Source organism: Massilia sp. P2_C2, assembly GCF_056404615.1.
Map to the genome: position 1 here is coordinate 1 of NZ_JBFUDR010000194.1, position 11928 is coordinate 11928.

Annotated in this window: 13 protein-coding genes and 1 riboswitch; of the genes, 3 read left to right on the forward strand and 10 right to left on the reverse strand. The window is 67.6% G+C overall.

All coding sequences use genetic code 11. The features are described from left to right. Positions 1–235: 235 nt before the first annotated feature. From AC1DYX_RS20470 to glyA, 10 genes are all read right to left on the reverse strand, one after another. A complete protein-coding gene (locus AC1DYX_RS20470; RefSeq protein WP_477262186.1) occupies positions 236–2218 on the reverse strand; it encodes a S9 family peptidase in 1983 nt (660 codons plus the stop codon). Between the two features lie 134 nt (positions 2219–2352). Further along, positions 2353–2982: a riboflavin synthase gene (locus AC1DYX_RS20475; protein WP_477262188.1), complete on the reverse strand. Its 630-nt coding sequence runs from the start codon at positions 2980–2982 to the stop codon at positions 2353–2355. Between the two features lie 42 nt (positions 2983–3024). After that, complete coding sequence (ribD, locus tag AC1DYX_RS20480) at positions 3025–4146, reverse strand: bifunctional diaminohydroxyphosphoribosylaminopyrimidine deaminase/5-amino-6-(5-phosphoribosylamino)uracil reductase RibD (RefSeq protein ID WP_477262190.1); 1122 nt, start codon at positions 4144–4146, stop codon at positions 3025–3027. A 65-nt stretch (positions 4147–4211) separates the two neighbouring features. Beyond that, positions 4212–4769: a GspH/FimT family pseudopilin gene (locus AC1DYX_RS20485; RefSeq protein WP_477262192.1), complete on the reverse strand. Its 558-nt coding sequence runs from the start codon at positions 4767–4769 to the stop codon at positions 4212–4214. Between the two features lie 5 nt (positions 4770–4774). Further along, positions 4775–5356, reverse strand: a complete 582-nt coding sequence (locus AC1DYX_RS20490) for a type IV pilin protein (RefSeq protein WP_477262210.1) — start codon at positions 5354–5356, stop codon at positions 4775–4777. Next, positions 5241–6044 carry a pilus assembly PilX family protein gene (locus AC1DYX_RS20495; RefSeq protein ID WP_477262194.1) on the reverse strand — a complete coding sequence of 268 codons (804 nt, stop codon included), beginning with the start codon at positions 6042–6044 and terminating at the stop codon, positions 5241–5243. Before AC1DYX_RS20495 ends, AC1DYX_RS20490 begins: the two co-directional genes overlap by 116 nt. After that, positions 6041–6958: a PilW family protein gene (locus AC1DYX_RS20500; protein ID WP_477262196.1), complete on the reverse strand. Its 918-nt coding sequence runs from the start codon at positions 6956–6958 to the stop codon at positions 6041–6043. The genes AC1DYX_RS20495 and AC1DYX_RS20500 overlap by 4 nt, the downstream gene beginning before the upstream one ends. Beyond that, positions 6955–7521 (reverse strand): type IV pilus modification protein PilV, encoded by a 567-nt coding sequence (gene pilV, locus AC1DYX_RS20505; RefSeq protein ID WP_477262198.1) that lies wholly within the window; start codon positions 7519–7521, stop codon positions 6955–6957. Before pilV ends, AC1DYX_RS20500 begins: the two co-directional genes overlap by 4 nt. 116 nt (positions 7522–7637) lie before the next feature. Further along, a complete protein-coding gene (gene nrdR / locus AC1DYX_RS20510) occupies positions 7638–8096 on the reverse strand; it encodes a transcriptional regulator NrdR (RefSeq protein ID WP_477262200.1) in 459 nt (152 codons plus the stop codon). A 48-nt stretch (positions 8097–8144) separates the two neighbouring features. Further along, positions 8145–9392 (reverse strand): serine hydroxymethyltransferase, encoded by a 1248-nt coding sequence (gene glyA, locus AC1DYX_RS20515; RefSeq protein WP_477262201.1) that lies wholly within the window; start codon positions 9390–9392, stop codon positions 8145–8147. A gap of 101 nt (positions 9393–9493) precedes the next feature. Continuing rightward, positions 9494–9625, reverse strand: a riboswitch (ZMP/ZTP riboswitch). Positions 9626–9770: 145 nt separating this feature from the next. Here glyA and AC1DYX_RS20520 point away from each other — a divergent pair. From AC1DYX_RS20520 to AC1DYX_RS20530, 3 genes are all read left to right on the forward strand, one after another. Continuing rightward, positions 9771–10520 (forward strand): SDR family NAD(P)-dependent oxidoreductase, encoded by a 750-nt coding sequence (locus AC1DYX_RS20520; RefSeq protein ID WP_477262204.1) that lies wholly within the window; start codon positions 9771–9773, stop codon positions 10518–10520. Between the two features lie 441 nt (positions 10521–10961). After that, on the forward strand, positions 10962–11366 hold the full coding sequence (gene ybgC, locus AC1DYX_RS20525) for a tol-pal system-associated acyl-CoA thioesterase (RefSeq protein ID WP_477262206.1): 405 nt from the start codon (positions 10962–10964) through the stop codon (positions 11364–11366). Between the two features lie 27 nt (positions 11367–11393). Further along, a partial coding sequence (locus tag AC1DYX_RS20530; RefSeq protein ID WP_477262208.1) for a MotA/TolQ/ExbB proton channel family protein occupies positions 11394–11928 on the forward strand: 535 nt, incomplete at its 3' end.

The window sequence follows — 11928 nt, forward strand, 5'->3', positions numbered from 1 at the left end:
TTGCAGCCCATACCCCGCCACTTTGCGGTGCCTTGGGCTACCGCTTGATGCATCACGCACCAACCAGGCAAAAAGCAGGAAAAAGAACAAAAAGCTTGACGGGTCAATACATATCAGGGTGGGCATTTGAGGCCGGCGGCCTCAAATGAAACGTGCCCACGCGCAACGCCAACGTGACGCGAACGTCACGCGTGGGCACGGGGGTGCCCACCCTACATGGCGCTGCGGCTCCTGATTACTTCAAATATTTGTTGAACCACCCGATCTCGCGCGCCCGCAGATCGCGCTGGTGTTCCGGCTTGCGGAACGCGTGCCCCTCGCCTTCGTACACGAGCAACGTGGTCGGCACGCCCATCGCCTTCAGCCCGTGCCAGAACTCGAGCGACTGCGCCGGCGGACACTCGACGTCGCGCTCGCCCACGTAGACGAGCGTCGGCGTGCGCGCCGCCCTGATCGATTCGATCGGCGACGCCGCCCGGTAGATCGCCGGATCGTCGTACATCGTCGCGCCGAAGAACGGCACCATCCACTGGTCGATGCCGTTCTGGCCGTAGTAGCTGATCCAGTTGGCGATGCCGGCGCCCGCGATGGCGGCCTTGAAGCGCTGGCTGTGCGTGACGCCCCACATCGTCATGAAGCCGCCATAGGAATGTCCCATCAGCCCGAGACGGCTGCCGTCGATGGGTGCCCGGGCGATGGCCGCGTCGACACCGGCCAGGATGTCGCGCCAGTCGCCGCCGCCGAAGTCGCGCCGGTTGGCACGCGTGAAGGCGGCGCCCTGGCCATGGCTGCCGCGCGGGTTCGGCATGAACACGAAATAGCCTTCCTTCACGAGGTCCCGCGCGAGCGGAGTGCCGCCGCCGCCGTCCGACACATAGCGTGGCGTCACGGCCGCCGACGGGCCGCCGTGCACCTGCACGACCATCGGGTACGTTTTGCCCGCGTCGACGTTGCGCGGACCGACGAGCCAGCCCTGCACGTCGAAGCCCTCGTTGGTCCAGGACACGCTGCGCGCGGCCACCTGCGGCGCGAAGCCGTCGTTATCGTGCGTGATCGCGACGAACTCCGGCACGCGGCCGGCGACGATGTGCGGCGCGTGCTCGAAATCCTCCGTCACCGACGCGGCCACGCGGCCGTCCGCGCTGAACACGAAGCGCCCGTCGCGATTGGCCATCGCCCCCACCGGCGCCTGCCACAGCATGCGGGTGCTGCGCGCGTCCGGGTTGATCGCGGCGACCCCGGCGTCGGCGCCGGCCAGCACCGACGCGAGCAACTCCCGGCCGCGCCATGTGATGCCATTGAAGCTGCCCTTGACGCCTTGTGTCACGTCGACCGGCTCGCCGCCTTCGAGCGGCACTGTCCAGACGTCGCCGCCGACGGAACCGAAATCGCTCATCAGGCCGCCGATGAACGCCACCGTGCGGCCATCCGGCGACACGTGCGGCATGTTCATCTGCATCTTCGGCGCCGCGATCACGCGCAGGCGGCCACTGGCCGCATCGACGTGGCCCAGCGTGGCGACCCACCAGTTGTTGTCGCCATTACCTTGCGCGCTCGTGACGACGAAGCCCTTGCCGTCCGGCGTCCAGTCGTATTCGTAGATGAACGTATCGGCCGGCGACACGAGCCGGTAATTGCCATCCGCGCCATCCGCGCCACCCGCCACCGGCACGACGGCGATGCGCTGCTCGTCCTCGTCCTGCGCGAGGCCGATCTCGCCGACCTGGCGCGCGCCCGCCTCGACGGCCCCCGTCAGCTTCTTCGCGCCGACCGTCGCGAGAAAGGCGACCTGGCGCCCGTCCGGCGACCAGCGCACCGTGCCGGCAACGCCATTGACCGTCGCCAGCTTCGCCATCCGGCCATCGCGCAGCAGCACGACGCTGGCGGTGCCGGCATTCGGGTCGGTGACGATCGCGGCCAGCGACTTCTGGTCCGGCGACCAGTCCAGCGACTCGAGGCGGCATTGCCCGCAATCGGACTTTTGCCAGGTCGACGCGATCCTGCCGGTGGCCGTCTCGCGCACGACGACGCGCGGTCCCGTCTTCGGCTCGCCTTCCACGGCTTCGACGGCCGCGATGTGCTCACCGCCGGACGCCATCGCGAGCGCGCGGTAGGTGCGCATGCCGGCCGGGTCGGCCTGCGCCCTGCCCACCGCGGCCGCCAGCATGATCGCCGCCGCGGCCAGCGCCACGCGATGGTTGTGAGTATCCCGGGTCATGTCTCGTCCTTGTTATCGTTGTGGACCAGCGCAAAGACGGACCTGCGGGCGAACCGCCTGTGCTGGACGTCAGCCAGCAGGCAGTCTACGACAAACGCGCCGGGATGGCGTGCCCGCCTGCGCGGGCGCGAGCATCAGGCCTTGGCGGCGCTGAGCATGCGCTCCACGTAACGCGCAATCAAGTCGATCTCGAGGTTGACCTTCGCGCCCGCGCGCAGGTGCTTCAGCGTGGTGACGGCGATCGTGTGCGGGATCAGGTTGATCGAAAAGCGGCAGCACTGGCTGCCTGCGGCGTCGATGTCCTCGACGCTGTTGACGGTCAGCGAAACGCCGTTCACGACGACGGAGCCCTTGTAGGCCAGGTATTTGCCCAGGTCGCGCGGCGCATCGACGACGAGCTTCCACGACTCGCCCACCTGCTCGAAGCTGTGCACTTCGCCGAGGCCGTCCACGTGGCCCGACACGAGGTGGCCGCCCAGGCGCTCGGCCAGCGTGAGCGCCTTTTCCAGGTTCACTTCGCCGGGCTCGTCGAGGCCGACGGTGCGGTTCAGGCTTTCGCGCGAGACGTCGACGGCGAACGCGGTGTCGGTCTTCTCGACGACGGTCATGCAGGCGCCGTTGATGGCGATCGAGTCGCCCAGCGCGACGTCGGCCAGCGGCAGGCCGCCAGCATCGATGTCGAGGCGCACACCGGCGTCCGCGCCGTCCRCGAGCGGGGTGACCGATTTGATGCTGCCGACGGCAGCGACGATTCCGGTGAACATAGTCTCTTCCTTTATATATCGAATTCGTTTGCCAGGCGGACGTCAGCCGGCATGCCGGTTCGGATCCTCATCCGGCCGCAGGCGCGCCAGGATGCGCAGGTCCGGCCCGACCTGGGCCACGCCGTGGAAATGCAGCGGCAGCTTGTCGGCCAGGCGCGCCAGCGGCGGCAGCGCGAACATGCCCTGCCCCGGCCCGACGAGGCTCGGCGCCAGGTACACGAGCAACTCGTCCACGCATCCCTCGCGCACGAGCGAGGCGTTCAGCTTGGCACCCGCCTCGACGTGCAATTCGTTGATCTCGCGCCGGCCCAGTTCGCGCATCAGCGCCGGCAGGTCGACCTTGCCGTTGGCGTTCGGCAGCATGATGATCTCGTGCCCCAGCGCGGCGAGCGCCGCCTCCTTGGCCGCATCAGGCACGGCGGCCACGATCCAGCACGGCTCGCCCTGCAGGATGCGCGCGCCGAAGTCGATGTCGAGCCGGCTGTCGACGATCACGCGGCGCGGCTGCAGCGGCGTGTCGATGCCGCGCACGGTCAGTTGCGGATCGTCGATCTTGATCGTGCCGATCCCGGTCAGGATCGCGCTCGCGCGCGCGCGCCACGCATGGCCGTCCGCGCGCGCCTGCGGGCTCGTGATCCACTGGCTTTCGCCATTTTCCAGCGCAGTGACGCCATCCAGGCTGGCCGCCGTCTTCAGYCGCACCCACGGACGGCCGTGGCGCATGCGGGTAAAGAAGCCGATGTTCAGCTCATACGCCTGCTCAGCCAGCAGACCGGCGCTGACTTCGATGCCGGCCGCCTCCAGCTGCGCCAGACCGCGCCCGGCCACGAGCGGATTCGGGTCGACCATGGACGCGACCACGCGCCCGAGTCCGGCCTGGATCAGCGCGTTCGAGCACGGCGGCGTGCGGCCATAGTGGCTGCACGGTTCCAGGGTCACGTAGGCGGTGGCGCCGCGCACGTCGTTGCCGCGCGCCTGGGCATCGCGCAGCGCCTGGATCTCGGCATGGGCCTGGCCGGCCGGCTGCGTGTGGCCGGCGCCGATGACGACGCCGTCGCGCACGATCACGCAACCGATGCGCGGGTTGGGCGCGGTGATGTACATGCCCTTCGCCGCCCATTCCAGGGCGTGCGCCATCCCGTCGGTATCGCTCTGTATCTGCACTCTCGTTTCCGGTCCCGCTACGTTGTTTGCTGCGTGTTTTCACTGCGGCGGGTTCATGCCGCACGTCAGGGGGCCGCGGCGCCGTCGCAACCCGTATCCCGCGCCGGATCGCAGATGCGCGCCCGGCCCAGCATATTGATTTTAATACGACGGATGTGCCCGCCATGAAACAGCGACACCGTTCCCCAGCGCGCCGCCGCGCTATTGCCGTCGGCGCAACTGCGCCCCGCGCCATTGTAGGCGATATAGTAAGGCGGCGCTAAGTTCGTGAATGCGAAGTCGACGGCGATGCCCGGCGCGAGCGCACCGTGTTGCGCGATCAACTCGTCCGCGCCCGGCTGCCCGTCACCGTCGCGGTCGTCGAACACGCGCCAGCCCCGCGTCCAGTCGGTGCCGGCCGGATCGAACGGCGCCAGCTTCACGTGCCGCCCGCGCGCCAGCGCCTGGGCCCGCGCGAGATCGATCGCCGCGAACAGGTCGCCGGCGGCCGCTTTCAACTGCTGGGTCCGCACGAGGTCGCGCAGGTCGGGCGCGGCGATCGCCAGCAGCACGGCGGCCACGGCCAGCACGGTGCACAACTCGGGCAGCGAGAAGCCGCGGTTGCGTCGGGTCGGCCCATGCATGTGCCTCATGGCCAACATCGCACACCCGTCCCTTCCGCGCCCTGGCGTCCTGTGCTGTCGAGCGTCAGCGCGCCGCAGTCGGGATCGCGGAAGCGCGCGTCGACCCGGGCCGTGCCGGGCCGGGCACGGATCTCGACGCACTCCGCGATGTCGCGCCCGGGGCACGCGTACGCATCGAGTTCGTATGCGCTCGCGGGCGCTGCGGCGCCCGACCACCACGTAAAACCTTCCGTGCCCGGCTCGTCGGCGGAAAATGCGGCATAGGTATTGCGTTGAACCCGGTAACGCTCCTCCCGCTGCATGGCCTCGATCAGCGCCACCTGCCCTTCCGTGCGCCGCGTGCGCACGATGTAGCCGGCATAGGTTGGATACGCGAGCGCGCCCAGGATGCCGACGATGGCCACCACGATCATCAGTTCGATCAGCGTGAAGCCGGTGGCGCGGCCCCTCCGGGTGCCCCGGGCGCGTCCGTCACGGCCGGGCGCGGGCGTGCAACTCGGCCCAGTTCGCGATCTCGCGCCAGCCGATCCGGCCGGCAGGAAGTTGTCCCCGTTGCGGYTGGCCCGGATCGCCGTTGCCATGTCCATTGTCATGTGTGTCACCGTTGTCGTTATCGTCGCCATTCCCGTCTCCGTTTCCATGCCCGTCGCCGGTGCCGTGCGCCGACGACGGCGGCAACCGGTACAGCGACTGCAGCACCACCTGCGTCGAGGCGCGCGCCCCGAAACCGATCGCCGTGATGCGGTAGAACACACCCTGCCCGGCCGTGGCGCCGGGCGGCGTGATCCTCTCGATGAGGTAGGCCGGCAGCCGCGCCGGCAACGCGCCGCGCCCCACCGCCAGCACGGCGCCCGTAAACTGGCCGTAGGGCACGAGCGCCGGGTTGCCCTCGGCCGCCAGATCCAGCAATTCCCACACGGGCGGTGACCTGGCCAGGCACAGGCCGCGGTCGTCAGCGCCGCGGCCGCAGCCGTCGACGAAGGCGGCGGCGCCGTCGGGCCCGAAATGGGCGGTGCGGTCCGTCGGGGCCGGCGTGGTGGACGTCACGGCGCGGCCCGCGATATCGTGCTCGGCGTCGCGCAGGGCCGCCGCCGCCGCGGCCTGGGCGATGTCGCGGTCGCGCTCGTTGTTTGCCGCCGCCAGCAGGACGAAGGCCCCGCGTACGACGGCGACGCCGATTACCATCGCCGCCACCATCAGCAGCAGCGCACAGACGAGGGCCAGCCCGCGGTCCGTGCGGCGGCGCGCTTGCCCGGACATGATCGGCGAGTTCATGACGGCGGCACCGGCAGCGCAACGGTGACCGTGAACAGCCGCCGCTCGCGCCGCCGCAGGTCGGGTGGCATGCGGGCTTCGTCCAGCGAGTTGCCCGGATCGTTCGCGCCAACGGCGTCCGCATAGCCGGCACCGAGCAGGGCGTAGCGCGCCGTGCCGGGGACGGCGCGGGTGGGCCGGCCACCATGCAGCAGCAAGGCGACGCGCACGCCGACGACCCGCTTCCAATGCGTGCGCCGGTTGAACTCGGCCGCGCCCAATCCAGCCAGGCCAGCATCGAGGACATTGACCGCGGCCGCGTTCAGGTAGCGGTTGGCGACGCCGTCGGGCGGATCGTCGGTGTCCACGCCGTACAGCACCTGGAAGCCATCCACGCCGGCCACCAGCGCGTCCGCGCTCCAATGCGTGCTGCCCAGGTACTTGCAGCGCAGTTCCGCTTCGCCCTCGCCGTTGCGCGCCACGTAGAAGATGCTCCATCCCTCCTCGCCCGCGGCAATCGAAAAGCCGGCGCAGTCGACGACGCTGCCGTCGCCGTCGGGCGCCGGACCCGCGCCGGGAAAACGCACGGCCAGCACGTCGCTGCCGTTGACGGCGGCCGGCAGCGGGTCGGCGATGCCCGGCGTCGTGCGCGACAATGACCGCGCATCCAGCCCGGCCAGGCGTGCCGGAGCGGTGTCCGTGGCCGTGGCCACCGCATCGGGGTCGACCGCCCCCGCCTGGCGTACGGCGCGGCCGATGAGGTCGGTGGCGAAGCGTCCGCCATCGTCGATGACGGCCGATTCCACCTGGGCCGCGTAGGCGCCGTTCGCCAGCACGAGCAGGCGCCCGGCCGCCAGCACGATGCCCAGTCCGACGGCCAGCGCCACCATCAGTTCGGCCAGCGTCATGCCGGCCTGGCGCGCGGACCGGCTCATGGCGCCGCTCCCGCCAGCGGCAGTATCAGCTTCGGTGCGCCCGTGGCGGCATCACCGTGCGCCCGCCAGCCCAGCTTGACGACGAGCGGCGCGCCATCCTGCGCATCGCAGGTCCACGCAGGCAGGCCGGCCGCATCCAGCGGTACGGTATCGCGGCAGACGCGGATGCGCCCGCCCGGGAAGCCGGACGCCAGCGTCCCGGACACCTCGAACAGATCGAAGCGCGCCAGCGCGTCCGCATCGCAGTTGGCATCGGCATAGCACAGCGCCGGCGCGGTCGGCGGACCGCCGCCGGCGTCGTAATCGAGCAGCAGATAGGGATTGGCGGCGTCGGGCAGCGCCAGCGCATGGGGATTGGCGCGCATGCGCTCCGCGAGCGAGCGCGCCAGCCGGGTGGCGTCGGACAGGTGCGCGGCATCGCGTCCCGCACGCACGGCCAGCGTCTGCAATCCGGCGGCGCCGGCGATCCCGAGCGCGACGACGAACAACGCGACGAGCACCTCCACGAGCGTGAACCCGGCGCACACGCGCCGGCACCCGTGCAATGACGAACCCGACTGCATCCTGCACCTCCAGTCTCTTCGTTTGCGGAGCTGACAAGGTAACAGTCGAGTCCGGACAAGCCATGGGGTGGCTCAACCGTGCGGATGCAACTAAAAACGGGGGAAACGGACGCGGCTTATTTACGCGGCTGGCCGACTTCGGCGATCGCTTCCTGGAACTCGGCCAGGTCCTCGAAGTTCTTGTAGACGGAGGCGAAGCGGATGTAGGCGATCTTGTCGAGGCGCTTGAGTTCCTGCATCACCAGTTCGCCCACGTAGCCCGTGTCGACTTCGCGGCGCCCGCTGGTCAGGAGTTTTTCTTCGATCGATGCGACGGCGCGGTCGATCGCCTCGGCCGCCACGGGGCGCTTGCGCAGGGCCAGCATGAGGCTGCCGCGCAGCTTGGAAGATTCGAATTCGGTGCGGCTGCCGTTCTTCTTGACGATGATCGGCATCGAGAGTTCGATGCGTTCGTAGGTGGTGAAGCGCTTGTCGCACTGGACGCAGCGGCGCCGGCGCCGGATGGCGTCGCCTTCCTCGGATACGCGGGTATCGAGGACCTGGGTGTCGTCATGCTGACAGAACGGACATTTCATGGGGGGTACGGAATCGAGCGGGACGCCCGCAGGCGTCCCGGCAATGCATTACGCTTCGTAGACCGGGTACTTGTCGGTCAGTTGCTTGACTTCACCCTTGACGCGCTCGATGGTCGCGGCGTCGTGCGGATTGTCCAGCACGTCGGCGATCAGGTGGCCGACCTTGACGGCGTCTTCTTCCTTGAAGCCGCGGGTCGTGAAGGCCGGGCTGCCCAGGCGGATGCCCGAGGTCACGAACGGCTTCTGCGGGTCGTTCGGGATGCCRTTCTTGTTGCAAGTCATGTGTGCCTGGCCCAGGATCGCTTCCGCTTCCTTGCCGGTCAGGCCCTTCGCACGCAGGTCGACGAGCATCACGTGCGACTCGGTACGGCCCGAGACGATGCGCAGGCCGCGTGCGGTCAGCGTGTCGGCCAGTGCCTTGGCGTTCTTGACGACCTGCTGCTGGTACGCCTTGAATTCCGGCGACAGCGCTTCCTTGAACGCGACGGCCTTACCGGCGATCACGTGCATCAGCGGACCGCCCTGGATGCCCGGGAAGATCGCGGAGTTGATGGCTTTCTCGTGCTCGGCCTTCATCAGGATGATGCCGCCGCGCGGGCCGCGCAGCGACTTGTGCGTCGTCGACGTGACGAAGTCGGCGTACGGCACCGGGTTCGGGTATTCGCCGGCGGCGATCAGGCCGGCATAGTGGGCCATGTCGACCATGAAGTAGGCGCCGACTTCCTTGGCCACGCGGGCGAAGCGTTCGAAGTCGATGCGCAGGGCGAAGGCGGAGGCGCCGGCGATGATCAGCTTCGGCTTGTGCTCGCGCGCCAGGCGTTCCATTTGTTCGTAGTCGATGTCTTCCTGCTCGGTCAGGCCGTAGGAGATCACGTTGAACCACTTGCCCGACATGTTCAGCGCCATGCCGTGCGTGAGGTGGCCGCCTTCGGCCAGCGACATGCCCATGATGGTGTCGCCCGGCTTCAGCATGGCGAAGAACACGCCCTGGTTCGCCTGCGAGCCCGAGTTCGGCTGGACGTTGGCGGCTTCGGCGCCGAACAGCTGCTTGACGCGGTCGATCGCCAGTTGCTCGGCGACGTCGACGTATTCGCAACCGCCGTAGTAACGCTTGCCCGGGTAGCCTTCAGCGTACTTGTTGGTCAGCTGCGAGCCCTGGGCGGCCATCACGGCCGGCGACGTGTAGTTCTCGGAGGCGATCAGCTCGATGTGGTCCTGCTGGCGCTTGTTTTCCTTCTGGATGGCATCCCACAGTTCCGGGTCAACCTTGGCGAGCGTGTGATCTTTTGCAAACATGAAAAAACTCCAATCGATAAGAGAACCAGGCAATGGTCAGCGCTGAGCAGGGCGGGAGCCGGAACGATGCGGGGCAGCCGCGATACCAACGCGTACCAGTCGGTGGCTGCCCAGGCGAACGGCAAATGAAATCTCACGTTCCCCGGTGGGTGTCCACCTTCGCCACGCACCGGCAGGCCGATCGCTCCTGATCGGACGGCAGCGCACGGTTTTCGCCAGTTACGTGAGATGTATGTAAATGGAACCCCCGATTGTACGGGATTGTGCGCCCGGCAGGCAAGGAAACCGATGACGGAGTGGCAAGTCGTGAAGGTCGGCAACCAGGAGTGGTCATTTCCGCTACAATCTCACGGTTACAACCTTGCCAGGTAACCCAACATGATCGTTTTCATCACCGGCGCATCGGCCGGATTCGGCGCCGCCATGGCGCGCACCTTCGTCAAGAACGGCCACCAGGTGGTGCTGGCGGCACGTCGCAAGAATCGCCTCGATGCCCTGGCCAGGGAACTGGGCGAATCCGCGCTGCCGGTCACGATGGACGTGACCGACAAGGCGTCGATCGAGGAAGCGCTGTCGATGCTGCCGCAATCCTGGCGCCAGATCGACGTGCTGATCAACAATGCCGGCCTCGCCCTGAACACGAAGCCGGCGCACGAGGTGCCGCTGGCAGACTGGGAGACCATGATCGCCACCAACGTCAGGGGCCTCGTCACGATGACGCACGCCCTGCTGCCCGCGATGGTCGAACGGGGCAGCGGCCTGATCATCAACATCGGCTCCGTGGCCGGCCGCACACCTTATCCGGGCGGTAATGTCTACGGCGCCACCAAGGCCTTCGTCGAACAGTTCACGCTGAACTTGCGCGCCGACCTCGCCGGCACCGGCGTGCGCGCCACCAACATCGCGCCGGGCCTGTGCGGCGGCACGGAATTCTCGAACGTGCGCCTGCGCGATGACGCCGCGGCGGCCAAGGTCTACGAAGGCACGCAACCGCTGACGGCCGAAGACATCGCCGCCACCGCCTACTGGATCGCCTCCCTGCCGCCGCACGTCAACATCAACCACATCGAGATGATGCCGACGTGCCAGGGCTACGGCCCGCTCAACATCAAGCGCACCCTGGACTGAACCGGCTGCCGGCCGCGCATCACCGGCCGGCCCGCCACAGCAAAATTCGGGGTCAGAAAATTCGGGGTCAGAGCACTTTTTGAGGTAATAGCGCCCAAGACAGGCAGGCCGCTGCAGTTAATCGCTCGACACCACGACCGCACCTCCTCTTGCGCCCAGCTGTGCATTAATCGTTGCGCCGAAGTTATTGCACCGAAATGTGCTCTGACCCCGAATTCTCGACCCCGAATTCTCGGGCGGATCGACCGACGCGCGAACGAATTGTTTTCGCTTTGTAACAACGGCGCCGCCTGTAGTGGAAAAGTGTTACAGTTGCTGGCTTGGCATGAGACGTTGAGCGCTCATGCAGGCCGCTCGACACCTGCGCATACGTACGCTGGCGCACATATCAGCGGTAAAAATGGCGTAAAATGTTTCCCATTTTCATTTATGGCAGCTGAAATGCCTTCAGTTTTCACCTGGACAGTTCGGGTCTATTACGAAGATACGGACGCCGGCGGCATCGTGTACTACGCCAATTACCTGAAGTTTTACGAACGCGCGCGCACCGAATGGCTGCGTTCGCTCGGCATTGACCAGCAAGCCCTGCGCGAGCAGGAAGGCGCGATCTTCGTCGTGAGCAGCGCCAGCGTCGACTATCTCGCGTCCGCGCGCCTCGACGATGAAGTGAAGATCACCCTGAGCGTGGAAAAGATGGGCCGCGCTTCCGTGCAGTTCGCCCAGCAGGCCTGGCGCGGCGACACCCTGCTCTCCCGTGCGGACGTGAAAGTCGGCTGCGTCGACGCGGTCACGCTGCGTCCCCGCTCGCTTCCTGACCTCGCCGCTGCTAAAATGCGTGCCGCCTGATAATTCATTTGACCAAATATATCCCCGATGAACGCAGTCCAAGACCTCTCATTCATTGAACTGATCCGCCACGCGCACGTGCTGGTGCAGTTGCTCATGGCATTGCTGTTCGCGATTTCCCTCATCAGCTGGACGTACATCTTCCGCAAACTGTTCGCGATCCGCGCCGCGCGCCAACAGACCGAACAGTTCGAACGCAGCTTCTGGGCCGGCGGCAACCTGCACACACTGCACCAGAGCGCCAGCAGCCAGCGCGACCAGAGCGGCCCGCTGGCCCGCATCTTCGAAGCCGGCATGGGTGAGTTCATCAAGGGCAAGCAGGCATCGCGCGACGCGCTCGACGTCGGCGCCGTGCTCGATGGCGCGCGCCGAGCGATGCGCGCCGCCTTCCACCGCGAACTGGACCAGCTGGACACGCACCTGAACTTCCTGGCGTCCGTCGGTTCCGTCTCGCCATACATCGGCCTCCTGGGTACCGTATGGGGCATCATGAACGCGTTCCGCGGCCTGGCGAACGTGCAGCAGGCCACGCTGGCCACGGTCGCGCCGGGCATCGCCGAAG

What these genes read in the sequence shown, in the direction of transcription:
- AC1DYX_RS20485 (WP_477262192.1), bottom strand. Translation starts at nt 4,769, where the DNA reads ATGCATGGGCCGACCCGACGCAACCGCGGCTTCTCGCTGCCCGAGTTG.
- AC1DYX_RS20520 (WP_477262204.1), top strand. Translation starts at nt 9,771, where the DNA reads ATGATCGTTTTCATCACCGGCGCATCGGCCGGATTCGGCGCCGCCATG.
- ybgC (WP_477262206.1), top strand. Translation starts at nt 10,962, where the DNA reads ATGCCTTCAGTTTTCACCTGGACAGTTCGGGTCTATTACGAAGATACG.
- AC1DYX_RS20500 (WP_477262196.1), bottom strand. Translation starts at nt 6,958, where the DNA reads ATGAGCCGGTCCGCGCGCCAGGCCGGCATGACGCTGGCCGAACTGATG.
- AC1DYX_RS20470 (WP_477262186.1), bottom strand. Translation starts at nt 2,218, where the DNA reads ATGACCCGGGATACTCACAACCATCGCGTGGCGCTGGCCGCGGCGGCG.
- pilV (WP_477262198.1), bottom strand. Translation starts at nt 7,521, where the DNA reads ATGCAGTCGGGTTCGTCATTGCACGGGTGCCGGCGCGTGTGCGCCGGG.
- nrdR (WP_477262200.1), bottom strand. Translation starts at nt 8,096, where the DNA reads ATGAAATGTCCGTTCTGTCAGCATGACGACACCCAGGTCCTCGATACC.